Raw genomic sequence first — 24,979 nt, 5'->3', positions numbered from 1 at the left:
ATGAGAAAGATCACATACTTGACCTTGTTATTATCGATTGCGGCTTTGGGCACTTCTTCATGCAAAAAGACGAAAGAATACGATTTCATAATGGAAGCATTAAAATTCAAACTTCCTATTTTATTGAAAGTCAACACTGCAGAAGAACTCGCAAGCGAATCCGCAGACAATTATGCGGACAATCGTTATGGACTGATCACTGCAAGTACATTGGAAAGATGGGTTAATAACTGGGATACGGAAAAACCGGAAGGAATTTCCAGAAAACTAGTCATCCTACAAATTCAAACGGGAGGAACTGCTAGCGGTCGTTATGTTCCTCAAAACACTCAAAAAGGAGTTTATACCTTCCTTGTGACAGATGCGACTACATCGTTTGCGCAAACAAGAAACAACGGATTGATTGATACGGAAACGATGGTAGCCAAAGGAGCTTCTATCGATGCCCTACTCTATAAGTATGGAATCGATCTAAGCAAAGATTTGGTTGTTTTCGCTCAGGATTCTTATACAACGGGCGACTATTCCAATCTTTGGTTCACTTTAAGAGGCTGGTTCGCATTTCGTTATTGGGGAGCGGACAAAAAACATTTGGCAGTGTTAAACGGAGCGGTGAGCAACTTAGCCCTGCAAGGACAATTGTTCACAACTCTAAGGGGTAGTACAGAGTATCCGGAAGGAGGCTCTTCTCTTAGGAACTTATTCACAGACAATACAATCCTTCATGCCACGATCGGGGACGTGCTCCACATAGTACGTAATGGCAATACGGGTTTTACGGGAGTAACTCCGATTCCTGCAGGAGGAGTCTTTATTTTGGATGCGAGAAGAACGGATGAATACGGTGGAGTGCAAGACACAACTGCCGGAGCGTCAGGAAGATCCTGCACAACTACTCCTTGCGTTTCTCCGATTGAAGGAAACATAAAAGGCTCCGTGAACTTACCTTTTGCAAATCTATTGGATGCCGCTACAGGAAGTTTTTTAACCAAAGCGGAACTTGCCAATACTTTCAGCGGGATCGGCTATACGAAAGGTAAAACGGTAGTCACATATTGCAGAACTAACGTACGTTCTATGGTCACAGGATTTGCAGCCATCTCCATTTTAGGATATCCTACAAGATACTATGACGGCTCTTGGATCGAGTGGTCGGCATTCGCATCTTATAATGATTCAACGAACACAGGAAACTGGTCGAATTTGGCGGCATCCTCTCCTTGGAGAACGAACTCTTCGGCTGTCACGAACAACCTAACAGCAAATACGGACGCGAAAATTTCGAAGTTCAGTTTTACGATCACCCAACAATACTCTACATCCTCCAACCAAATCATCACAGAGGACAAAGCATATTTAATCTCTACCGGCGGCTCTTCTGCATCCGGAGGGGGAGGAAGTAGCAGCGGTTCCAGCGGCGGCGGTGGTGGCGGAGGAGGTGCCAATGCCTGCGGTGGTTAGTCGCAAGTTTTGAAATTTTGCATAAGTTTTACATAACTTGAAAATAATTTAAGAGAATGGGTGAGGGAAGGTTTGTGTCCTTCTCCCTTTCGATTCCATAAATAGAGCATGCGGATAACGCAAGGAATCGAATGATCTTAAATGAAAGATTAAGTTATCATATATATAGGAAAAAATTATGTTTAACAAATTCATCTTTTATGGTTTTTCTTTTTTATCTTTTCTTTTAGCTACACAATTAAGTGCGCAGCAAGCCTGGGCTCCTTATGAGAGGCAGCTTTGGGTCAGGCCTGTTTTTGTTCATTCTCGTTACGATAGTGCATACTTAGCGAATAATTTTGCCAAGTATGACGATGATGTAAGAATTAATGTAGCGAGTCTCTCATTGGAATACGGGATCACAGACCGTCTAACAGCAGATCTAACAGTTGGAAATGGACGATTGAGTAGACATAGACTCGTTGATAGATACTATGGACTCACTCAAATTCCCGAAACCAAAGATAAAAACGGAATTTTAGACAGCCGGATAGGCTTACGTTATAAAATTACTGATGAATTCGACTCCAAATATTCTTGGATGCCGACTCTATCTCTTCGTTTGGGAGGAATCAAAAAAGGCGACTATGACAGACATCCCCAAGCACTAGGAGACGGTGCCAATGGAGTGGAAGCGAACTTATATATCGCAAAAGACTTTAATTTTTGGGGGTTGGGAACCTTAGGGGAACTCAGTTATCGCAGAAGAGAACAACCTGTCCCGGACGACGTATTGTACTACGGAGCATTGTATAAAAGAATAGCAAGCTTCATAATCACTTTAGGAGGAAGAGGACAATTCGGTCAGGGTGGATACGATTTTGCAGACCCTAGACATAGACCACCTTACAATAATTATAATATAGTAGTTCCAGATCAATATCCGGGAGTCAATCTCTACGATATGTGGGTGCGGGACCAAAGACCTGCCTGGGGGAGAAAAGAAAATTTCCATAATGTGGAAGTAGGATTCGGCATTCCAGATAGTTACGGAAATTTTTACACGATCTTCTATTCTCAAACTTATTGGGGATATAACACTCCGAAACTACAGACGATCGGAATTGCGGCAAATCTGCCGTTCAATCTATAAAAGGAAACACGATATGAATCAATACATCCGTTCGATCTCAATCTTTTTAATTTTAAGCGCCGTCCTAACTCATTGCAAAAATCCAAAGGATTATAATTTTTTGCCTGCGCTTCTTAAACTCAAAGTGCCACCTGCGATCAAAGTGAACTCTGCTGAGGAATTGGCAAATGCATCCAGCGAGGATTATAACGAAAACAGGTTCGGTCTCATCACGGCAAGCACTCTGAACTATTGGCTCAGCAATTGGAATGTTCAAAAACCGGCAGGAATTACCGGCAAATTGATATTATTCCAAATCGATTCCAATTCGACTGCGAATCATCAATTCATCTATGTGAATCCTTACAGAGGGGTTTTCGGATATCTAATCGATAGTGGATACCTGAACGGAAGTTCTACGATCTTCGGACAAACCAGAACAAACGGACTGATTGAAAGTGAAATGATTGTGCCGGAAGGCAAAGTGATCGATAGTTTTTTATCTGCCTATAAAGTAGATCCCAAAAACGATTTGATCGTTCTGGTTCCGAATACTTCCACGGAAAAAGATCTGACCTATACCTTACGTGCCAATTATGCACTTCGTTATTGGGGAGTCTCCAATCGCAATATTGCGGTGCTCAATGGTTCCGCAAAACAAAATATAGACGAATCTCTTCTTCCTTCTCTCGCAGCGAAAAATACGGACTTAGGAACCGCAGAGATAACTTCTGTTTCCTCTTTGTTGACCGACAATACGATTTTACAAGCCACTTTAGGAGATGTAATACATATTATAAAAAACGGAAATACTAATTTTCAAAAAGTAACCCCTATTCCGGCACAGGGAGTCGTTTTTCTGGACAACCGAAGCAGTACGGAATTTACTCCTCCTAATCAAAACGGACAGACTGATGCCCCTTCCGGGAAAACTTGCTCCGCAGGTTCAGGATGTAAAACTCCGATCGACGGACATATTCGAAATGCAGCCAATATTCCTTGGAATCAATTGCTGGTGAACACGGGAGCCTCCAACTATCGCTTCAAAACGAAAGTGGAGTTGACTCAGTTATTTTCAGATGCGGGAATTTCCGGAAACAAACACGTCATCACTTACTCCAGAAATGCAACGAATGATATGATCGCTTTTTTCGTATCGAATGCGATACTAGGATATCCTACAAGAGTTTACAACGGCTCATGGTTGGAATGGAGTTCTTTGGCCTACGATGAAGCGAGAGTTTGGACCAATTTGAATTTCGGATCTCCTTGGAGGACGGACCAACTCACTGACAGTCTAACATTTACTTCGAATACGAACCTCATTCCCAGATATTCATTCACCACAACAAGTGCTTTTGCAGTATCTTCGAATCAAGCGATCGATAACGATAAAGATTATATCAGAGGCAACGCACCTACGCCTGTTTCCGGAGGGGCTTCCGGCGGTGGCGGAAATGCCTGCGGCGGCTAATCATAAATAAACGAAAAAGCTCGGATCGTATTGGATTCGAGCTTTATTTTTCAATTCAAACAGAAAAAAAACTTTATCCGTTTTTCCGGTCCGATTTATTCCTTACAAAATCACCTAACAATTGCATTAGTTGAACCAAAACAATAAGAAGAATGACCGTGATAAACATGATATCGTCTTCGTAACGATAATAACCGAAACGAATGGCTAAGTCTCCTATGCCACCTCCTCCCACGATCCCTGCCATTGCGGAATAGCTCAATAAACTAATCCCCGTTAATGTGATCCCGGAAATCATTCCTGGCATAGCTTCCGGGATCAAAACACATCTTACAATCAGCCATAAACTAGCTCCCGTAGATACGGAGGCTTCCAAAACTCCCTCCGGAATCTCTCGAAGAGAAGTCTCCACAAGTCTGGCTAAAAAAGGAATGGCGGCAACGGAAAGAGAAACGGACGCAGCTAAAGGACCGATCGTTGTTCCCGTAAGAAACATTGTGAAAGGAAGAAGTGAAACGAGTAAAATCACGAAAGGAATGGAGCGAATCAAGTTGGCTAAAGTGCCTAGAATCGCATACATCCAGCGATTTCGTATAAAAACTTTTTTATCGAATAAAAAGATGAGAAACCCGAGTGGAATCCCAAACAACAAAGCCATGGATAAAGAAATACCTAACATCAAAAATGTCTGACCGAAGGCAATATATAGTTCGGGGAATAGTTCCAATAAACGATCCGTCATTATTTGATTAGCTCCTCTATTTCGGCTCCTGCCTGGACAAATTGTTCGGAAAGCTTTTGGATCTCCGTTTCCGAGCCATTCACTTCGATATAAAAAACTCCGATGGGTTTTCCTGCTATATATTCGATGTTACTTGATAGTATGTTCGGATGCAAAACAGAGTTTTTGAATACGGTCGCCAAAACCGGATCGCTTGCGATTTTGCCCTTAAGTAATATTCTGAAAATTTCCCCCTTCGAAGAGGAAAGCAGAGAATCGGATAGTTTCGGAAAAAGGAAACTACCTATCATTTTTCGAGTGATCTCCGCTTTCGGTTCGGCAAACACATCGTATGTGGAACCGATTTCCGCCAATTTTCCCTTGTCCATCACAGCTACATAATCACAGATATCTCTCACCACTTCCATCTCATGAGTTACGATCATGATCGTAACATTCAATTCCGAATTGATTTTTTTCAAAAGAGAAAGAATCGAAGAAGTAGTTTCCGGATCCAATGCGGACGTAGGTTCATCGCATAAAAGTACGCTGGGATTATTGGCAAGGGCTCTTGCAATTCCGACTCTTTGTTTCTGTCCCCCGCTTAAAGTTTTAGGGAAAGAATTTATTTTTTCGGGAATTCCTACCAATTCGAGAAGTTCAGTCACTCTTTTTTGAATCTCGTTTTGTTTCCATCCTGCCGCTTTCAAAGGCAATGCGATGTTGTCAAAGACAGTCACATTGGAAACCAAATGAAATTGTTGGAAAACCATCCCGACGTTGGCACGATGTTCCCTCAAAGGCTTGGACTTCAGATGGTTGATCTCTTTTCCTCGGAACAATATGGATCCTTCGGAAGGTTGCTCCAATAGATTCACAAAACGAAGCAGAGTGCTTTTTCCTGCTCCCGTCTGACCGATCACTCCGAAAATCGTCTTACCCGGAACCGCAAAACTAACGTTATGAAGTGCAGAGAAGGATTTCCCTGATGAAAAATCCTTCGAAACGTTTTTAAACTCGATGATAGAAATGGAATTCAAGCGGAAGCCCTATTTTTCGAGCCAATCCGGCTTTTGAAATCCCTGAAAATCACGATTGATCGTTTCCGCAAACTCTTTAGAACGTACGGCTGCTTCGATATCCTTTGCAAATTCGGCGTCTTTATCTTCCTCTCTGACAACGATCACGTTTTTATGTTCTTCCGCAAGGGTTTCCAATTTAACCGCATCAGTAAGTTTTAATCCTGCAGAAAGCGCAAAATTTCCGTTAATTGCCGTAAAGTTCGTACTTTCCAAAGACCGAGGGAGTTGAGCCGCTTCCAAAGGAAGAAACTGAATGTTCTTTTTGTTTTCCACGATATCCTTCAAAGTGGTTTTCGTTGCATCCGCATTCGGATTGACTTTGATAAACCCGAGTTCTTGAAATAATTTGAGAGCTCTAATTTGATTCGTAGGATCATTCGGAAGCGCAATAGATGCGTTATTCGGCAAATCCTTCGGATCTTTCGTTTTGCCTCCGAAAACAGTCATAGGAGCCGTGGGAATATTGATCACAACGTTTAACTTCAATCCTTTATCTTTGGAAAACTTCACAAGATAAGGAACATGTTGAAAAAGATTCGCATCGATGTCTCGATTCGAAAGCGCAAGATTCGGCTGAATATAATCGCTGAAAGTAACGATCTCAACCGTATAACCCTTCTTAGATAAAGAAGGAAGAATCGCTTTTTGGATCATATCCCCGTATGGACCCGGACAAATTCCGATCTTTAAATTCTTTCGATCCCCAGGAAGAGGAGAGGTTTTTCCGCCGCAAAAGACGGAGGCCAAAGCGAAGAGAAGGAATAGAAGTGTGAGAGAAAAAATTCTGGATGGTTTCATCTGCGTATGTCCTTTTTCTATTGCAAGTCTAAAGAATATCGTTTTTTAGATAGCAGAAAAATATACAGTTTAAAAGATAAAGTATCTTATATCACGAATGCAGGTTCAGAAATTGAAAGCCCTCTTGGTCGGAATCCTCTTCTTTGTTTTGCAAGGATGCGAAGAGAATTCTTTTCTGAATTCCCATTGGAAGGAACCGATGGGAGAACAAGGCCCTCCTCCTAGTCATTTTTCCCAATTGGAAAAGAGTTTGGAGCCTCAATCCTGTGGTACCTGCCACAAACCCCAATTCGAAGCCTGGCAAAATAGCCTTCATTCCCAAACCATTTCTCCCGGAGTCTTATGGCAACTCCCCGGGCTGGGACACGAAGAATCCCAAAAATGTTTTCGATGCCACTCCCCTTTGGCAGAAACAAAACAATATCTTTCCATAGAGGAAGGATGGAAACACACATATCCAGAGGAATGGAATTCTTATCTGCCTCAAGGAAGTCATGGTCTCATCTGTGCCTCCTGCCACGTGAGAAACCAACAACGTTTCGGCCCCCCTTCTTTAAACGGTACAATCGGTACGGAAAAAAATTTACCGCATGGAGGATATACCACGGCACTAGAATTCGAATCCTCCTTATTTTGTAAGAACTGCCATGAAAGTTCCGAATCGGGTAAAAAGATAAACGGCAAAAGAATGATGGAAACCTATTCCGAATGGAAAGAATCCGATTTCGCAAAACAAGGAATCCAATGCCAGAACTGTCATATGCCGGATAGAAAACACGAATGGAAAGGGATTCATGATTTGGAAATGGTGAAACAAGGTTTGTCCTTTTCCTTTCAAGTTAAAGAAGAAGGAAACTACATATTGATACGAGGGTCATTCACCTCCGAAAAGATAGGTCACAAATTTCCTAGTTATGCGGTGCCTAAGGTTTATGTACGATTCGTTTTGGAAAACGGAAACCGAAAAGAAATGCTTCTTAGGGAAGAAGTCATCGGCAGATTCGTGGATATATTTTTAGAGAAAGAAATTTATGACAATAGGCTTTCTCCAGGAGAAACATTCTCGATGGAGGAAAGAATCGAGAAAAAAGATATCGATAAAGATGTTTGGGTTCGTATGGAAGTGGATGTGGATCCAGGAGAGATGTATGTCAGAATGTTTCGACACAACCTAGAGAACAGAACTTCTCTGAAATTATCGGAGAAGTCCATTCCCATTCTAAAACAGGCATTAGCCGAAAAAGAACGATCGTATTATCGTTTATTTACTTCGAAGCAGAGAGCGCCTGGTTCACTTCCTCGATGATATCATCGATATGTTCCAACCCTACTGAAATTCGGATCAAACCGGGAGAGATTCCCACGGCCAATCGTTCTTCTTCTTTCAGTTTGGAATGTGTGGTCGATGCGGGATGAGTCGCAGTCGTTCTGGAATCACCCAAGTTCGCAGTGAGTGAGAACCATTTCAAAGCGTCCAAAAATCTTCTTCCTCTTTCCAAACCGCCTTTGACAGAAAAAGTAACGACTCCGCCACCTAACTTCATTTGCTTTTTTGCCAAAGCCATTTGAGGATGCGACTTGAGGAAAGGGTATTTCACAAAGTCAACTTCCGAATGTGTTTCCAAAAATTCAGCCAGCTTCGTTGCGTTTTCGGAATGTTTTTCCATACGAATGGCCAATGTTTCCAAACTTTTGGAAATAATCCAAGAGTTCATAGGAGAAAGAGAAGGTCCTGTTGCGCGAGCGATGAATCGAATTTCTTTCATCAAATCTTTTCTGCCAAGCACGGCTCCTGCAATCACTCTTCCTTGTCCGTCCAAAAACTTAGTCCCTGAGTGAACCACTAAATCAGCGCCCCATTCCGCAGGTCTTTGGATGTAAGGAGTGCAAAAACAATTGTCAACGATCAGAATCAAATTTCTTTTTTTGCAGAATGCGGAAATCCATTCCAAATCGATGATATCCAATGCAGGATTAGAAGGAGTTTCTATAAACACGATTTTCGTGTTCGGCTTTACCCCCTCTTCCCATTCGTTGATTTTACCTACATCGGCATACGAATAATCGATGTTAAATCTAGGAAAAATTTGAGTTAAAACCTGATGTGTCGAGCCGAAAACGGAACGGGAAGCAAGAACGTGATCTCCTGATTTCAAAAGGGAAAACATGGAAATAAAAACGGCAGCCATACCGGAAGCAGTTGCAAGGCCGTCTTCCGTTTTTTCCAAACGGCAAAGTTTCTCGATTAACTCGTTGTTATTCGGATTGGAGAACCGTGTATAAATATTTCCTTGGATTTCATCTGCAAACAAAGCTCTCGCTTGTTCGGAATCATCGAAGATAAAGCTCGATGTTAAAAAAAGAGGGGTTGAGTGTTCCCTTTGGGAAGTTCTTTCGGTTTGGATGCGGACTGCATCGGATTCAAAATTTTCGAACATAGTTACTACAAAGCTGTAAAAACGACGAATGCGCTCACCTATTTTTTTAGAATACTTCTGTTATCCCATCGGATTTAGATCAATATAACAGATATTTTAGAAAAAAATGACTCGTTTTTCGAAAAGAGTCCCCATGATTCTGGTAAACAGAATGAACACAAATCCGCAAATCACAAGAGGCAACGGCAAAGATATCATCTTACAAGCGTTTCACTGGAATCTGGTAAAAACAAGAGGAACCGGTACGTTACATCAAAGTCCTAAATCCTGGTATCAAATCCTCCACGATAGGTCGGAAGAAATCGCAAAATCAGGATTTACGATCCTGTATCTGCCTCCTCCTTGGATTGACGATTCGGAATGGGAAGGAAACGGAAAACACGGAGGAGGAGAAGGTTATTTTTGGAGGGATTTCGATCTGAATTCCAGATACGGAACGAAAGAAGAGTTAACTTCCCTTATACGAAAACTCCACTCTTTAGGACTGAAGGCGATCGTCGATATCGTACTCAACCACAGAGATAGGTTCAGAATGAAAAACGATGTATGGACTTATCCGGGACCTGCTTGGAGAGTCAGCGGCTCCGATACGGGAGGAGCTTTTTTCGACGGAAGCTGCGATTTGAAATTAGACAGACCGGAAGTATATTCAAGATTCAAACAGGCATTAAACGAACTTACAAACGACTGCGGTGTAGACGGATGGCGCTGGGACTTTGTCTGGGGATACCATCCTAAGGATGTGATGAATCTGATCAAAGATACGACTGCGATCGAATATTTCTCCGTAGGAGAATATTGGCAAGCAGCCTCGATCAAGGACGATCCTATGTTTCAAAGGTACGGAAACAATGAAAGATCTCGTATTTTAGGTTGGGCGGAAGAGTCCGGCTGCGCCGTATTCGATATGATCTTGAAAAAGGAAATCAATTCGGCAAACAGCACAAATTTAAAGTACGGATTGAACTTAAGCCCGAATCGCAAAGAAAGAGAATTGGCTGTCACACTCGTTGACAATCATGATACGGGAGCATCTCCTTATTCTCCTTCCAACGGATGGGGACAAAAGGTTTGGGAATGCCCTTCTCATTTCAAGTCCAAAGCATATTGTTTCGTATTAACGACTCCAGGAACACCTTGTATCTACTGGCCGGATTACTTCGACTGGGGACTCACTGAAATCGAAGACTTGGCTCTCTTACGGAAGAAAGCAGGGATTACGGCAGGCTCGGAATGGGAGGATTTATCTTCAAACTACGGAGGTTTTGCGGGGATCGTTTCCAACGAACAAGGAAACCCTTCGCTTGCCGTGTCTATTGATTCCTCTTTCGAAGGCCCCGGAGCAGGATGGACAAAAGCTTTGGAGAAAAAAGGAGAATGGACTGTTTGGATTACAAATTCTTGAGTTCGACTGAGTTTATTTCCGGGAACCTGAAAGCGTTTATCTGGTGAGTTGAAAGGTAACTTCACCTTCTTTTCCGGGAATCCTTTGATAATCGGAAACAACCACATCCAAAAACTGCCCGGTAGTCAAATAACGATAGTTATCGGAATCTGCCAGTTTGCCTTTTAAATAATTTCCGGTCACCAGTTTGCCGTCGTTCTCTAAAATGGCTTCCTGAACCGTCCCCATCTGCGTTTTTGCATAGGTTTCATTCAAGCGGGAGCTAAGATCCATAAGATCGAGAACCCTTCTTTTCTTTTCGTCACCGGGGATGGGATCGCCTAACGTTTCCGCAAACGTTCCTTTTCTTACTGAATAAGGAAACGCATGGATCTTTGCGAATCCTAACTCGACTAACAAATCTTTGGATTCCTGGAATTCCTTTTCCGTTTCGTTCGGAAAACCTGTAATGACATCCGTTCCTAAAAAAAGACCAGGCAACATTTCATGAGCTTTTGCCACTCTCAAACGGAAAGAATCAGGATGATAGGTCCTTCTCATCGCCTTTAAAACTTCCCTGCTCCCGCTTTGCAGAGGGATATGGATGAATTTAGTGAATCTAGGATGAGTCATCAGATCCAAAAGACCAGGCCCCACATCCGGCGGTTCAATGGAAGAAATACGAAGCCTGGAATATTCCAAAATTTTAAGAATGTCTTCCAGAAGATTTAAAAAACCTTTTTCTCCGTTTTCAAGTCGATACCATCCCAAATTAACACCGGTTAATTGAATTTCCCCGATTCCATGATCTTGCAGAAAACGAACTTGGTCCAAAACATCGGAATAATTGCGGCTGACCCCCAATCCTCGTGCGGACGGAATTTTACAGTAGGAACATTTTCGATTGCATCCGTCTTGGATTTTTAAATAAGCACGAGTGTGCCCTTCAGGAAGAACATCGGAATAAGAAAATCGATCCAAAGTTCCCGTAGGCTCGGACGGTCTTCCTTCCCAATCTTCCAATATTTTATAAGGAAGAGAACTTTTTTCCGTATTCCCATAAACACCTGTTACACCAGGTATTGCTTGGATGATTTGTTTATCCGTCTCCGCATAACATCCGGTTACATAGACTTTAGCTCCCGGATTGGAGCGAATTGCATTGCGTATGATATTTCTGTTTTTTACATCCGCTTTGTTCGTAACAGTACAAGTGTTGACTACGATGTAATTGGCGGATTCGTTCGTATCTGCCAAAGAAAACCCTTTGTCTTTCAGAACGGAATAAAGACCGTCCGTCTCGAAAAAATTAAGACGGCAGCCCAAGGTATGGAACTTGATTTTCACGATGCGGGAACGATCGATTGGATCCTTTTGACGTTTTCCTTAATCGAAGTTTGGTCGGAATCCATGCTCTCCGCTCTTTGAATGCAGAGTTTGGCTTCTTCCAAATAACCGAGAGCATCCTTCTTTTTGCCCAATTTTTTATTTTGATGATAAAGAGCTTCTTGTACGAGAGCTAAATTGTTCCAGATGGATGCTGATTTTTCATTCAAGGAAGAAGCCCATCTAAGACTCATGTCCGCCTTTTCATAGTTCTTTAAGGAGTAGTAAATTTTGCCTTCTAACTCTAGAAAACGAACATCGTTGGGATTGTTTGCCTTCGCTTTTTCGATTTGAGAAAGAGCAACCTTGCCCGCTCCCTTATGAGAAAGAGCTAAAGAATAAAAATAACGGATTTCTGCGTTCGTAGGATACATTGGTACGAACTTTTCCGCAAGTTCGATCACTGCTTTCCATTTTTTGAAATGAGCGAGGATTCCCAAAGCGGAACTGGCAAGATTTTCATCTTCCGGTTTTCTTTTTCTGGCTTCCTGAATGGAAGAATATGCGTTTTCGAAGTCGTTCAGTTTATCGTAGTTATATGCCAATAGCGCATAACTTTCATAAGTTGCTTTACCTTCGGAGAGTAAGGATCTCAAAAGTTCGATAGACTTCGCATAATTTTTGAGTTTGTATTCTTCCACCGCCTGAAAGTAGGAGGAACCCACGACGGGTGTTTTGGATTCTTGGGAGAATACACTGCCGGTAACGAAATACAATACGGCTAAGAATAAATAATATTTCATATCAAGTCCGAAGGAACGCTAATGGAATTCAAATTGACCTGATCAATCCTGGAATGGTAGGGCTCAATGGGGTCTATGTATAGGAAAACGCTAGCCGCATGGGAAAGCAAGTAATGTTCGATATGCTCTTCGGTAATGATTTCCTGGTCTCCCGCATAAAGGGTGGGAATTTCCCCAGGGCTCAAATGCAGATGGAATTCCTGGCCAGGGAGGAAATCGGAAACATTCAAATAACCGGTTCCGAAATAGAGACCGGATTGGAAGTAGTATTTATAATGAACTTTGACTTCGGGAAGGACCAGATTGGGAAGGATGATTCCCATCTGGATTCTTTCTATGGTGCCGACGGTTCTGATCTTTCTCAACTGAAACCATACCTTTCGAATGAAAAAGTAGGAAAACAGGAAGACGAGAGGGATCAGAATCGCCATTTTACCCGAACCTAAAAAGGCTCTCTATACGAGAGCCAAATCGTCGTTCTTTTGTTCTTCCGAAGAAGAGGAATCATCGTTCGACTTTTTCGCAGGTTCTTTGTAGTCGGCCCAAGGACTTTCGCTGAAAGCCAGTTTGCTGTCTACGAAATCGACGTCGATCTTAGTAGGTTGATCATACACTCCCTTCAAAGATTGAAGTGCCATATAATCTTCCAATTCACGTTGGAACACTCTTCTGAGAGGTCTCGCTCCGTAGTTTTGGTCGTAACCGATCGTAGCAAAATGTTCTTTTGCAGATTGAGTCAGTTCCACCGTCACTTTTTTCTCAGTTAAACGTTTGTTAAAGTCTTTCAACATGATGTCTACGATTTGAACGATTTCTTCCTTTTTCAAAGGTGAGAAATAAACCACTTCGTCCACACGGTTGAGGAACTCAGGGTTGAAATGTTTTTTCAACTGCTCACGAGCCTGTTCCGCTTTATAGGTTTCTCTTTCTTCTTGGAAGTCTTCGAATCCCAATCGTCCGCCTTTGGAAATTTCTTTCGCAGCGATATTGGAAGTCATGATGATGATGGTATCTCTGAAGTTTACCTTTCTTCCTTTGGTATCCGTCAGATTTCCCTCTTCCATGATTTGAAGTAAGATGTTGAAAAGATCATGATGCGCCTTTTCGATCTCATCCAAAAGAACGATGCTGTAAGGTCTGCGTCTTACGAACTCGGTAAGTTGTCCTCCGTCATCGTATCCTACATATCCCGGAGGAGCTCCGATGAGTCTGGAAACCGCATGCGGTTCCATATATTCGGACATATCGATTCTAAGCATGGAATCTTCCGATCCGAACAATTGAACCGCCAAAGCTTTCGCAAGTTCCGTCTTACCGACACCTGTCGGTCCGAGAAAAATAAAGGAACCAGTAGGTCTCTTTTCACTCTTGAGTCCGGTTCTGGAACGTCTTACCGCACGAGCGATTTTTTCGACCGCATCCGCTTGGCCTACGATTCTATCTCGAATGTCTGTTTCCAGATTGAGAAGTTTCGCATTTTCTGTTTGTTCCATTTTTTTCAAAGGAATTCCAGTCCACAAGCTAACAACAGATAGAATGTCTTCTTCTTCGATGGAAACTGCGTAACCTTCCATTCTTTCTTGCCATTGTTTGGTTTTATCTTCCAAAGCCTGTTTTTTGCGGTTCACTTCGTCGCGAACTGCAGCTGCTTTTTCGTATTCTTGTCCTCGAACCAGATCTTCTTTTTTCAAAGAAAGAGTTTTGATTTCTTCTTCGATTTCTTTGATCTCGTTCGGTCTCTGGCAATTGGCAAGACGAGCTTTCGCTCCCGCCTCATCGATGATATCGATCGCTTTGTCCGGTAAAAAACGGTCGTTGATGTATCTATGAGATAACTTAACCGCTTGCTCCAAAGCTTTGCTCGAATAACGCACCTTATGGTGAGCTTCGTAGGCTTTTTTCAAACCGTCCAGAATGAGGATTGCATCGTCAACCGTAGGTTCTGCGACTTTTACCATCTGGAATCTTCTTTCCAAAGCGGAGTCTTTTTCGATGTACTTTCTGTATTCGTTGCTAGTAGTAGCACCGATACATTGCAGTTCTCCGCGCGCTAACGCAGGTTTCAAAATGTTCGCAGCATCCACCGCACCTTCCGCAGCTCCCGCACCGATCAGAGTATGTAACTCGTCGATAAAGATGATGATGTTTTGAGAAGAAACGATCTCTTTCATGATCTTTTTCAATCGCTCTTCGAACTCACCTCTGTATTTGGTTCCTGCAATCAGGCTAGCCAGATCAAGAGATAACACTCGTTTCTCGAAAAGAAGATCGGGGACTAATTTGTCCACGACCGCTTGTGCCAAACCTTCCACGATTGCGGTTTTACCCACACCCGATTCTCCCACTAACACAGGATTGTTTTTTGTTTTGCGGGAAAGAATTTGAATCACTCTTTCGATTTCTTTGGAGCGACCGATGACAGGATCCAATTTTTTCTCACGAGCCAATTGGGTTAGGTCACGAGCGAACTCATCCAAGATGGGAGTTTTACTCTTTTCTTGGCGAGGAGCTGTCTGCGCAGTTTGCTGCTGTGTTTGGCCGGCACCGGAACCGGTTCCTACTGCACTGGCAGGAGGAGCTCCCAAAAGTCTGAGAATTTCAGATTTAATTACATTGTAGTTTACGCTGAAGGAAGATAAAGATCCTCCTGCGATGTTGTTATTGTCTCGGAGAAGAGCCAATAGGATGTGTTCCGTGCCTACATAATTATGTTTTAATCGTTTTGCTTCCTCTTTGGAAACCTCGATCATTTTTTGATATTTATCCTGGCCTTGAGAAACATCCAGTAGTAATGCCCCAGAATTTTCTCTGGTACGCTTTTCCACTTCCTTTCTAAGTTCATTTAAATTGATGTTTAGATTCGTAAGAATCTTTATTGCAACCGAATCTTCTTCTCGCAATAGGCCGAGTAGTATGTGTTCGGGACCGATAAAATCAGATCCTAAGCGTTTAGCTTCGTCCTGCGCGATTTCGTTGATGACTCGTTTTGCTCTTTTTGTGAATTCCAACATGCCGCACCTTGCCTCTTATTACTTAGACGAACATCCTTGTTCCCATCTTGAACCGTACCGACTTAAGCTAGCCCCAGTAAACCAAGAATTTTGAAAAACCGTCGTTTTTGGATGGGATTTCCGTTTTTGCAGGAAATTTGTGTAGGAACTCCTACAGAAGAAAGACTCCCATCCCTTCTATCATCGGACAATACCGTAAATTCTACACCAAATCCCAGAAAAGGAGTCAGATAATCGGAAGCCAAGGAAAAATCACTGGGACTCAGTCTCGCTTGAACACTCAGGCGATCCCCTCTTCCGCAATTCGTCGGACAGGAATTGATGAATCCGATCCTAGGCGACCAAGCCCAAATTCCCTTTTCGAATAATATTTTTAAGAATTTCCCGTCTAAACCTTGTTTTTTTCCGTCGAATGTATCCTGCTTCCAAATCTTCTCATAACGAAGATGATCCTCTCCGTTGGAATAGAAGCGTTCCATTTGTTCGGAAGTCGTTTCGAGCCCTTTCGATTCGGAAAACTCTCCTTCCTGCAAAGCCAATCCTTTCTTTTCCAAAAAAGAAACAATAGAACCCTTCTCGGAAGAGTAATAAGGGAAAAAGCCTTCTCGCAAACATCTGGTTATACGGACTCGAAAGGAAATATTTTTCCAATCGAATTTGTGCTTAGGCTTCAGTGCTGTTTCTGATTCTCTCAGTTTAATGATTTGATCGGAAGAAATTCTTGAAAAAGAAGATTCGGGAAGAAACACAAAAATGCAGGAAGAACAACCGAATTTACCTGTCTTTCGAAAGGTAGATTCGGTGAGTCCGCATTTCAGACAATGTGAATTCAATTTAACCCGAGATAGGTGTTAATTTCCCGGAAAGAATTCTATTTCTTTTGTGAGCCATGGAAGCCAGTTCCATATCGTGAGTCACTAGGATGAGAGAAAATTGGAATTCTTTTTGAAGGTCTTTGATAAGATCCATCAAATGACGGGAGTTATCCCGATCCAAATTCCCAGTAGGTTCGTCCGCCAAAATCAATTGTTTTTTCCCAACAAGAGCGCGGGCGACTCCCACTCTGGCACTTTCCCCTCCGGAAAGTTGAGAAGGAAAACTTTCCGTTCGCTCTCCCAAACCAACTAGCTTTAACATCGCACTGGCTTCCTGTTTTGCCTGACCCATATTCATTTTGGAAATCAAAAGAGGCATCATCACGTTTTCCAAAGCTGTGAAATCGGGAAGAAGAAGATGCTGCTGAAAGATAAAGGAAATTTTTTCGGCCCGAAAATTTTCTCTTTGTTTTTCGGTAAGATAACGGAGAGAGACACCGCATACGTCCACCTCACCTCCGTCAAACGAATCCATCGCACCAAGAATATTCAAAAGAGTGGACTTACCTACTCCTGAGGAACCTTCTACGGAAACGATTTCTCCCGCCTTTACTTCGAAGTCCATTCCGGAAAGAATATGATACTTTTGATCCACCACTTGGTAGAATTTTTCAAGCCCTCGAACGGAAACAGTTACTGGATTTTCAGAATTAGTCATTGCGAATTGTATCCACAGGATTCAAATTTGCGGCCCAACGTGCAGGGAAATAACCTGCCAGACCGGAGAGAATGGTAGCCGCAGTAGTTACCATAAAGATAAAGGAAATGTCTATATCCACCGGAATATGATCGAAGTAATAGATGTCTTTAGGAACCAGCTCCACATCGCTCCAATCGTTCGGGTTCAGAAGATGGCCCACAGAATTGATGATTTCGGAAAGTCCGTTGATGATCACTTCCAGTTTGGTTGCCACAAAAATCCCCCACATACCGCCAACTAACGAAGACAATACCCCAACCACCATCGCATTCAATGTAAAGATGAGCAGAATGTCGTTCGAAGCAAGACCTAACGCCTTTAAGGTTCCGATGGATTTTCTTTTGGCACGAACCAACGAATGAACCGTAGCGACCATCCCTAAAGCTGCCAAAACGATAAAAAGAAAAACGATGATGGAGATGATCGTTTTTTCCAAACGAAGAGCCGCCAAAAAGTTTTCTTGTTCTTCCGCAATCGTTCGAACCGACCAAGAAGAACTGCTCTGCAAAGAAGGATTCCAATCGTCCTCGTTCAAACGAGACAAGATCTTATTTTTAGTGAGCTTCAAATCGTCCAAGGAACGCACTTTGATTCCTATCTGATTGACGGCACCCTTCATTTTGAAAAAATCCTGAGCCATAGGAAGGGATAAAAAAACGAATTTAGAATCGTAATTATAATAACCTGTTTTAAAAAGTCCTGTTAGGCGAAAGGTCTGCACATTCACCTGCACACCTCTTTCCACAGTGAATCTTCCCCCGGGGACCGCCATGGTGATTTCTCTTCCCAACCCGTAACCGTAAATGGCCGCCATTTCTTTTCCAACAACGACCAACTTCTTCGTATTGATGTTTTGGATTTCATCTCTTTGGTATTGCAGAATGCGGGGAAAGTTAGGAAGGCCGTTCTGCAATAATTTTTCAACCGAATCGATCGGAACCGCACGGATCATAATCGGGTTGAAGTTGTTATTACTTTGAATGAGGCCGTGACTCGTGATGTTTCCCTCGATGGATACGAGAGAATCTTTCAAATTGGGGTCGGTCTGCAAATGAGTGATCAATTTTTCATAATCGTAAATGGCACCGGACCCGTAGGAATTCTCGATTGTGATATGCGGGCCGCCTTGCCAAAGGGACTCTTTCACCTGCTTTTGAAATCCGTTGAAAATGGAAAGAACCACTACAAGCAAAGAAACTCCACTTGCCATGACGATGAAGGACAAACGGGATTTAATGGACAAAAAACCCAAAACCCGTGACCCGCGAATATAGCGGGTGGTAATTAATGTAACGATTCCCATGTAAACCTAATCTTTTTGACAGCTTTCTTCCTAAGATGGAAACTGTCAAAAAAGAACCTTATGTCTGACACACCAAATTATTATTCCCTTAAGGTGATTTTAAGAGACGAGGCCAATATGGTTTACACCATGATTGCCGTCGTTTTGGATCCTGTGGAAATCGAAGCCATCAAATTCGAAGGTGTGTCCAGCGGAAGTCCTCTCGTTTTACTCCCCATCAAATCCACTTTTCAGGACTTTTATAACAGAACCCAAAGGGTGATTTATAAAGGGGATCAGCTCAAAAACATCACAAAATCACTTCATGAAATATTAAAGTCCTCGTTTCAGTCGGAGAGTTTTTTGGAAGAGCTCTTGCACTACATCGATCACAACTTAGTCGACAGACTGCAGTTCATATTCGGTCAAATTCACAATCGAACGGCAGGGAATTCCAATCCTAAAATCGAAATTCATTATGAACTGATAGAAAAAAGAGATCTGGAAAAAACGACGATCGACGAAGAAGAACTGGCGAAAAAAGAAGCAGTACCGGTGATCGTGCCTGCGACTTCAGGGTTTCAAATTCCTCCCGATAAACAATTGATCCAGTTCCGATTTCAGCTATCACCCGTTAACGGGACTCCTCTTGTCGATTTAAAACCGGGAGACAACGTTTATGTAAGACTTCTTCCGGGAGATCCCATCACAAATGCAATCATAGAAAGTATGGAACTTAAGGATGATGCAGGAACGATCAAACAAATTCCTGCAAAAATCGTAAACATCTCGAATACGAAAAATGTTTCGGAAGTAGTCATCAAAATCAACGAACAAATCTACGGGAAAATCGTAGAAGAAGAGAACTCGGTCAAAATCAAAACTTTTGATCAGGCTGCAGGTTCCGCTCCTACTCTGACTTCTGCAGCCTCCATTACGACAGCTTCCAAAGCTCATGCAGCAGCGCAAAGAGAAGCGGAAGAAAGTTATCACCTAATGCCGTTTATCATCATATTAACACTCATTGCATTGGGAATGCTTGCAATGTTTTTCTTTCTCTAAATCAAATGAAAAAACTAATCAAACAAATCACTCTATTTGCACCTTTTTTTCTTCTCGTTCTGGCACTTCACTCCATTCTAATCGATTTCGAAGTCATTTTCCCCGATCCGATTTCCATTACGGAAATTTCCGAGGAAAAAACCCAACAGACGGTCACGCCTAAAATCGAGTTCAGAAAAGGGATCTGGTCGAGAATCGATTATCTTTCTTATCTTTTATCCGAACTAGGGAAAGAAGATTTGCCCGTCGACTCTACTCCTGAAGAAACGATGGATGCCATTAAACGCATCTTAATCGGTCAAAGGATTCTTCTTGCAGTCATTCTTTTTTATATGGTGCTTTGTTTTTCCGTATTCGTTTCCAGAATGTATAAGGCTTGGTTTTATCCTCATCTAAGTTACATTCTGTATCCGATCAGTATCTTCTGGCTGATGACTAAAATTTTCCTTCATATCAGCCTCATCGTTCAAGGCCACTATCTCAGTATTCTTGGACTTCTGTTTTTTGTGGCTTCGTATGTTGCATGTATCCTGGCGCTGCATTCTTTAGGCAAAGATGCTTCGGAAACAAAAACCTTCGAAACACTTCGTTACTCTTCCAACTTGGAAGAAGAAGGAAGGGCTCCTCAATCGCAAGGAAACGGTTCTGTATTCAGTTTTATCCTGCATTTTATAGTGATTATCTTCGTAGGGCTTCTCATCGGAAACCTGGTTTACATCCCTCTTTTCCTGCTTCAAAAACACTATGTAACCGAATTCAGTATTTTTATTCTTTCGCTCGTTCTTCTGCTTTCCGGTTTTTATATTTATAACTATGGTAAGGTGGGAGGCGAAAAAACTCTTTCCGGTTTCCAGAATATTCTAGTGAGCGCATCTTACCTGCAATTCCGTTTCCTTAGAAACGGTTTCATAGGACTCTTCGCCACTCTCTTGATTGTTTTGTTTATCGTGGTTCTTTTCGTTCTTCTGATCTTCAATATCGATTTGATTCAATCGAATATGGGATTGTTCGGGAAAGGAACAGAGTTTTAAATATCTTCGGTTTTTTCTTTTTTATTATCTCTCATTCAAGGAAATGAGATAAGTCAGTCGTATGAGAAAGGGCTTAACTGCAAATCGCAGAGAGCCCTTTTTTAGTTTCGCACCATACGGTTCCATTCGGATAGTAAGTGACTCTATATTCGAATTCTCCTAAGTCGGAATACTTCTCATAAGCTTCCTTTCTTCCGTCAGGATAATAATAAAACCACTCCCCCGCTTTTTTGTCGTTCGCGTAACTTCCCTTAGATTCGATTTTAGTATCCGGATAGTATTTCAACCAATCTCCTGTTCTGTTTCCACCGTCATAAAACCCTTTTTCACTGATGCGTCCGTTTTTAAAATAACGGTAATAGGGACCGTTTTCATTCCCCCATTCCAAAGTAGCCATCCAGAATGATTTTTTACGGACTCCGGGAGTGAAGTTCATTTCATAATAGGCCTTTCCATCGGAAAAATTCCATTTCCAAACTCCGGATCTTTCCAAGTTTTGATAATTACCGGAAGCGATGACAACCCCGGTAACATAATCAAATCTTTGGGAAAGCCCGTTGGATATACCGAATTCGTTTACTTCCGTCTCCACAACCAAAGTTCCGTTTTGAAACCAGCTTCTATCTTTTCCTTCCTGCACCAACTGATACAGGTTAGTTTTTCGATTGTATTTCGCTTCTTCCGGAACATTGTTCGGGCGATCTCCCTTACCTTGGCAGGGAGAAAATAAAATGGCAACCCCGAATACGAGCAGAAGCTGCTGAAAATAAACGAGTAGGGAATTAGCCCTTAAAGTGTGTAATAATTTGGATATTTGATTCATCTTTAAACTTTGTTAGTATTTCTTTCGAGATTAAAATTCTATTGATGCGTTTCGATCGGATCGGAGTCAAATACCTAAGAGATAATTGAACAAACCCTTCCGGTTCCAAAGAAGTATATACGATAGGAGTCGTTTTCCCCAGTCTCACAAGATAATTTTTAGACAACTCTCTGATTTTTTGATCCACAAGTTCGGGAGCCAAAACCAATTCTTCCTGCAGAATTTGAGTGCAGATTTTTTCAGCTTTTTCCCAATCGGATGCGAGTGTGAGCCCTACTTTGAATTCGTCCCAAACGAAATCCATCGCATCGGATACGATAAAGAATCGATACAACACTATATTATAATTTGGGAAATGGATGAGCCTGTTGGTGGACTGCTCCGCTCTAAGATCGGAGGAAATTTCAAGCAGAGTGAATTTAAGAAAACCGATATTCACCACATCTCCTTTGATATGGTCGATTTCGATTCGATCCCCTACCTTAAACCCGTTGCCTCCCATAATCATGAACCATCCGACCATATTCAGCCAAACTTCCTTAAGAGAGATGACGATACCGGCAGCCGCCAAACCGAGAACAGTCGGTAAAAGCGCCAGACTGGAAAAGAAAATAGGAAGATAAATGATCGTAAATAGAATGAGAAACCCCATTCTTAAAACTTTTCTTCGATTGTATTCGTGACCCGGATCTTGTGCAGGACGGATTCTCTCCAAAAAAAAAATGGCGAGCTTATATGCCAGAACGGCGAACGCAACCATGTAAAAGAACAGAATGAACGTCTCCGCAGCTCCCCGATTCGAATTTTTAAGTATATGAAGCGGATTGAGCTCTAAATAAAAATCCCTTAAAAGATTACCCAAGCTCTTCCCATCCTTTTTGAAATTTTAAAACTTCCAAGATCAAATCTCTTTCGACAGGAACGCCGAACTTAGGTTTTCCGAAATCTTCCAAAAGGACGAAGTTCAGGGTTTTTCCTTCCTTCTTTTTATCGTGTTCCATGTGCGTTAGAACATCGGCAGGTTTTTCCTTGAGACGAACGGGAAGGGAAAGGGATTTCATGATTTGAACCGCTTTGGAAAGATTCGAATCGGAAAAACCCAAAATCTTTCGAGACAATAAAAGAGCGGTGATCAAACCGATGGATACAGCTTCTCCGTGAGAGTACTTTTTGTATTGAGTCAAAGATTCTATTGCGTGGCCTGTTGTGTGGCCCAAGTTCAGGATGGCACGAAGCCCTCCTTCTTTTTCATCCTGCCCTACCACATTCGATTTGATTCGTACGGATTCGTCGATGCAGTATCTTAACACTTCGGAACCTGCGGAAAAGTCGGAGCGTTTGACATGAGTCAGTCGATTTAAGAATTCTCCTCCGTCCAAAAACGCATGTTTTACGATCTCCGCCAGACCACAGCTCCATTCTTTTTCCGGTAACGTAGAAAGAGTGAACATTGGAGCGAAAACGAATTCGGGCTGATGAAAAGCGCCGATCATATTTTTGCCCAGATCTAAATTGACTGCTACCTTTCCTCCTACCGAAGAATCGACACAAGCCAATAGAGTGGTAGGAACCTGAACAAAACGAATTCCTCTTTGGTAAGATGCGGCCACGAAACCGGCGAAGTCTCCGATGACTCCTCCTCCGAAAGCCACGATAACAGCTTTACGATCCGCATCCGATTTCACCATCTCATGAAATACTTTTTTCAATCGATCGATGTGTTTGTTTTTTTCTCCGGGTTTGGCGTAGATGATCGTATAAGGTACGGATAAAGACTGGATTTCTTGGATCAGGTATTTTTCATAAATGCCTGCGATTTCTCTGTTCGTGATGATAAAAAACCGGGAAACTTTTTTCAGACTCTCCAGTTTTTCACGAAGCCCGGAAAGATCTTCATGAAGTTCGATCGGATATCGAAACCCGGATCCTTCCACTTCTCTTTTTTGCAGCATCATGATTCAATTACCCATTTACTGGGGATATAAGTCGAGAGAGTTCTCTTCTTTTTTTTGAAGTATTCTTTGATATCGGGCCGCAAGTCCAATTTTTGAATCTCCGATTCAGTGAAATAACCGAATCCGGAAATCGCTTTTTCTTTCGGATCGATCGTAGGAACTTGATCCTTTACTTTTACAGAAAATACTAACTGGATCAAATGTCTTTTTTTCTGAGGGTCGATGGATTCGTTCAAAAGAAGAAATGAGGAAGATACCACATCGAAATTCAATTCTTCTTTCAATTCTCTTTTTAAGGCTTCCTCTGCGGATTCTCCGAATTCGATTCCTCCTCCCGGAAGAAGCCAATAACCGTGCCCTTTTTTGTGCTGTTGGATCAGTAAAATTTTGCCTTTATTGTTTTGAATGAGTGCTGCGACTCTGACCCTGAGTCCTTGTTTTTTAAAGATAAAATCGATCATAATAGTCCTAGTTTGAGCAAAGCAAGTTTTGCTGCCAATTGTTCCGCAGTCCTTTTATTTTTGCCTTCTCCTTTGGTTTTAAACTTATCGCCATAGGCGACTGAAATCAAAAACGATTTTTGATGATCGGGGCCTTCTTCACCTAATACTTCATATACGGGAATGGTTTTCCATTTTTTCTGGCAGTATTCCTGAAGAATGGTTTTATAATCCTTGGTTTCTTCAACATCTTCCAATAACTGATCCATTCTTTTGAAATTGGTCTTTAGAAAACGTCTGCATTCTTCCAATCCTTGGTCTAGAAACAATGCTCCTAAAAACGCTTCGAAACAATCCGCCTGAAGATTGTGATTCGATTCCCCTTTTTCTTTCTCCCCTTTTCCCAAAAGCAGATATCGATTGAATTCGTATTTTCTGGCAATGGCTGCAATGGCGGGAGTAGATACGATTTTACTTTTTAATTTGGCAAGTTTTCCTTCTTTTCCGGAAGGAAGAGATAAATATAAATATTCCGCAGCAAGGATTCCCAATACGGAATCTCCTAAAAACTCCAATCTTTCGTTGTCGATTTGAGATTTAGCATCCAGTTCGTTGGCAAAAGACCGATGAACAAATGCTTGGTGGAGAAGACGCAGATCTTTGAATTTAGTTTTTGTATTGGATTGGATTTGTTTGAGTTCCTCAAGCCTGCCAGAGGTTTGCCAGGAAATTGGATCTGATGAGGAGGGTTTGGGTCGCAAAGGAAAAAATATCCGGGTTCTCCCGAGAGAGAACCCGGTTTTGATGTATATTAGCCTACTTTTTATCTTTGTTGCTGAGTTCGTCGATGTATTTAGTTACATCCCCAACAGTTTGAATTTTTTCTGCCAATTCGTCAGAGATTTCGACTCCGAACTCTTCTTCAAGAGCCATAACTAGCTCAACTGTATCAAGAGAGTCAGCACCGAGGTCATCAATGAAGTGTGCCTTTTCATGAACTTCTGAGATATCAACACCTAGTTGTTCTACGATGATTGACTTAATTTTATCGAGATCTGCCATATTATCCTCCAGGCCACTGCTAAAACAGTGGGGCAAAATTGTTAAATCGTTTTCCGATGGGCGTAAAGAAACGCCTAGCGTTTTTTAAAAATGAAATTGTCGAGATTTTTGGCAAGCCTAAATAGATTATTTTCTATTTG

At 42.0% G+C, this 24,979-nt stretch carries 24 protein-coding genes; 7 read left to right on the top strand and 17 right to left on the bottom strand.

Annotation, left to right across the window (positions count from 1 at the left end; all coding sequences use genetic code 11):
• From EHS15_RS19000 to EHS15_RS00945, 3 genes are all read left to right on the top strand, one after another.
• Positions 1-1,461, top strand: a complete 1,461-nt coding sequence (locus tag EHS15_RS19000) for a sulfurtransferase (protein WP_167884116.1) — start codon at positions 1-3, stop codon at positions 1,459-1,461.
• A gap of 178 nt (positions 1,462-1,639) precedes the next feature.
• A complete protein-coding gene (locus EHS15_RS00950; RefSeq protein WP_135758652.1) occupies positions 1,640-2,593 on the top strand; it encodes a hypothetical protein in 954 nt (317 codons plus the stop codon).
• Positions 2,594-2,606: 13 nt separating this feature from the next.
• Positions 2,607-4,046 carry a sulfurtransferase gene (locus EHS15_RS00945; RefSeq protein ID WP_135758651.1) on the top strand — a complete coding sequence of 480 codons (1,440 nt, stop codon included), beginning with the start codon at positions 2,607-2,609 and terminating at the stop codon, positions 4,044-4,046.
• A 73-nt stretch (positions 4,047-4,119) separates the two neighbouring features.
• Here the strand turns inward: EHS15_RS00945 and EHS15_RS00940 are convergent, their stop codons facing one another.
• The 3 genes from EHS15_RS00940 to EHS15_RS00930 are packed head-to-tail and all read right to left on the bottom strand — an operon-like array spanning position 4,120 to position 6,647.
• Positions 4,120-4,788 (bottom strand): methionine ABC transporter permease, encoded by a 669-nt coding sequence (locus EHS15_RS00940; protein WP_135758650.1) that lies wholly within the window; start codon positions 4,786-4,788, stop codon positions 4,120-4,122.
• Positions 4,788-5,807, bottom strand: coding sequence for a methionine ABC transporter ATP-binding protein (locus EHS15_RS00935; RefSeq protein WP_210416269.1), 1,020 nt, complete (start codon positions 5,805-5,807; stop codon positions 4,788-4,790). The genes EHS15_RS00940 and EHS15_RS00935 overlap by 1 nt, the downstream gene beginning before the upstream one ends.
• 9 nt (positions 5,808-5,816) lie before the next feature.
• Positions 5,817-6,647 (bottom strand): MetQ/NlpA family ABC transporter substrate-binding protein, encoded by an 831-nt coding sequence (locus EHS15_RS00930; RefSeq protein ID WP_135758649.1) that lies wholly within the window; start codon positions 6,645-6,647, stop codon positions 5,817-5,819.
• Between the two features lie 112 nt (positions 6,648-6,759).
• On the opposite strand from EHS15_RS00930, the gene EHS15_RS00925 reads away from it, so the two are divergent.
• On the top strand, positions 6,760-7,953 hold the full coding sequence (locus EHS15_RS00925) for a multiheme c-type cytochrome (RefSeq protein ID WP_167884115.1): 1,194 nt from the start codon (positions 6,760-6,762) through the stop codon (positions 7,951-7,953).
• On the opposite strand, the gene EHS15_RS00920 is transcribed toward EHS15_RS00925, so the two are convergent.
• A complete protein-coding gene (locus EHS15_RS00920; protein WP_135758647.1) occupies positions 7,913-9,085 on the bottom strand; it encodes a trans-sulfuration enzyme family protein in 1,173 nt (390 codons plus the stop codon). The two genes, EHS15_RS00925 and EHS15_RS00920, sit on opposite strands and share 41 nt — an antisense overlap.
• Before the next feature lie 151 nt (positions 9,086-9,236).
• On the opposite strand from EHS15_RS00920, the gene EHS15_RS00915 reads away from it, so the two are divergent.
• The gene (locus tag EHS15_RS00915) at positions 9,237-10,490 is read left to right on the top strand and encodes an alpha-amylase family glycosyl hydrolase (protein ID WP_167884114.1); all 1,254 of its coding nucleotides are present in this window, start codon (positions 9,237-9,239) and stop codon (positions 10,488-10,490) included.
• A 36-nt stretch (positions 10,491-10,526) separates the two neighbouring features.
• Here the strand turns inward: EHS15_RS00915 and mtaB are convergent, their stop codons facing one another.
• The 7 genes from mtaB to EHS15_RS00880 all read right to left on the bottom strand — a co-directional run bounded on the left by mtaB (position 10,527) and on the right by EHS15_RS00880 (position 18,487).
• A complete protein-coding gene (gene mtaB / locus EHS15_RS00910) occupies positions 10,527-11,816 on the bottom strand; it encodes a tRNA (N(6)-L-threonylcarbamoyladenosine(37)-C(2))-methylthiotransferase MtaB (RefSeq protein WP_135758645.1) in 1,290 nt (429 codons plus the stop codon).
• The gene (locus EHS15_RS00905; RefSeq protein ID WP_135758644.1) at positions 11,813-12,598 is read right to left on the bottom strand and encodes a tetratricopeptide repeat protein; all 786 of its coding nucleotides are present in this window, start codon (positions 12,596-12,598) and stop codon (positions 11,813-11,815) included. Before EHS15_RS00905 ends, mtaB begins: the two co-directional genes overlap by 4 nt.
• Entirely contained in the window at positions 12,595-13,029 is a 435-nt protein-coding gene (locus EHS15_RS00900; protein ID WP_135758643.1) for a hypothetical protein, read from the bottom strand. The genes EHS15_RS00905 and EHS15_RS00900 overlap by 4 nt, the downstream gene beginning before the upstream one ends.
• A gap of 24 nt (positions 13,030-13,053) precedes the next feature.
• A complete protein-coding gene (locus EHS15_RS00895; RefSeq protein ID WP_135758642.1) occupies positions 13,054-15,609 on the bottom strand; it encodes an ATP-dependent Clp protease ATP-binding subunit in 2,556 nt (851 codons plus the stop codon).
• Positions 15,610-15,671: 62 nt separating this feature from the next.
• Complete coding sequence (locus EHS15_RS00890; RefSeq protein ID WP_135758641.1) at positions 15,672-16,442, bottom strand: hypothetical protein; 771 nt, start codon at positions 16,440-16,442, stop codon at positions 15,672-15,674.
• A 1-nt stretch (position 16,443) separates the two neighbouring features.
• Entirely contained in the window at positions 16,444-17,142 is a 699-nt protein-coding gene (locus EHS15_RS00885) for an ABC transporter ATP-binding protein (RefSeq protein ID WP_135758640.1), read from the bottom strand.
• Positions 17,135-18,487 carry an ABC transporter permease gene (locus EHS15_RS00880; RefSeq protein ID WP_167884113.1) on the bottom strand — a complete coding sequence of 451 codons (1,353 nt, stop codon included), beginning with the start codon at positions 18,485-18,487 and terminating at the stop codon, positions 17,135-17,137. Before EHS15_RS00880 ends, EHS15_RS00885 begins: the two co-directional genes overlap by 8 nt.
• Positions 18,488-18,547: 60 nt before the next feature.
• Between EHS15_RS00880 and EHS15_RS00875 the strand changes: the two genes are divergently transcribed.
• Positions 18,548-19,528: a hypothetical protein gene (locus EHS15_RS00875; RefSeq protein WP_135758639.1), complete on the top strand. Its 981-nt coding sequence runs from the start codon at positions 18,548-18,550 to the stop codon at positions 19,526-19,528.
• Positions 19,529-19,533: 5 nt separating this feature from the next.
• Positions 19,534-20,559 (top strand): LIC_10230 family protein, encoded by a 1,026-nt coding sequence (locus tag EHS15_RS00870; protein ID WP_135758638.1) that lies wholly within the window; start codon positions 19,534-19,536, stop codon positions 20,557-20,559.
• A 73-nt stretch (positions 20,560-20,632) separates the two neighbouring features.
• On the opposite strand, the gene EHS15_RS00865 is transcribed toward EHS15_RS00870, so the two are convergent.
• From EHS15_RS00865 to EHS15_RS00840, 6 genes are read right to left on the bottom strand one after another with little or no spacing between them, the layout of a single operon-like run.
• Positions 20,633-21,382: a toxin-antitoxin system YwqK family antitoxin gene (locus EHS15_RS00865; protein WP_135758637.1), complete on the bottom strand. Its 750-nt coding sequence runs from the start codon at positions 21,380-21,382 to the stop codon at positions 20,633-20,635.
• Entirely contained in the window at positions 21,342-22,244 is a 903-nt protein-coding gene (locus tag EHS15_RS00860) for a mechanosensitive ion channel family protein (RefSeq protein WP_135758636.1), read from the bottom strand. The genes EHS15_RS00865 and EHS15_RS00860 overlap by 41 nt, the downstream gene beginning before the upstream one ends.
• Positions 22,237-23,337: a 3-dehydroquinate synthase gene (gene aroB, locus EHS15_RS00855; protein ID WP_135758635.1), complete on the bottom strand. Its 1,101-nt coding sequence runs from the start codon at positions 23,335-23,337 to the stop codon at positions 22,237-22,239. The genes EHS15_RS00860 and aroB overlap by 8 nt, the downstream gene beginning before the upstream one ends.
• Positions 23,334-23,795: an NUDIX domain-containing protein gene (locus tag EHS15_RS00850; protein ID WP_210416273.1), complete on the bottom strand. Its 462-nt coding sequence runs from the start codon at positions 23,793-23,795 to the stop codon at positions 23,334-23,336. The genes aroB and EHS15_RS00850 overlap by 4 nt, the downstream gene beginning before the upstream one ends.
• Positions 23,795-24,538 carry a ribonuclease III gene (gene rnc / locus EHS15_RS00845; protein ID WP_246051830.1) on the bottom strand — a complete coding sequence of 248 codons (744 nt, stop codon included), beginning with the start codon at positions 24,536-24,538 and terminating at the stop codon, positions 23,795-23,797. Before rnc ends, EHS15_RS00850 begins: the two co-directional genes overlap by 1 nt.
• 55 nt (positions 24,539-24,593) lie before the next feature.
• The gene (locus EHS15_RS00840) at positions 24,594-24,839 is read right to left on the bottom strand and encodes an acyl carrier protein (protein WP_135758633.1); all 246 of its coding nucleotides are present in this window, start codon (positions 24,837-24,839) and stop codon (positions 24,594-24,596) included.
• Positions 24,840-24,979 lie beyond the last annotated feature (140 nt).

The organism is Leptospira idonii (assembly GCF_004770995.1).
In the GTDB taxonomy this organism is placed as follows: Bacteria; Spirochaetota; Leptospiria; order Leptospirales; family Leptospiraceae; genus Leptospira_A; species Leptospira_A idonii.
The sequence above is the reverse complement of the archived record's forward strand: the minus strand, read 5'-3'. Positions and strand labels throughout refer to the sequence as shown.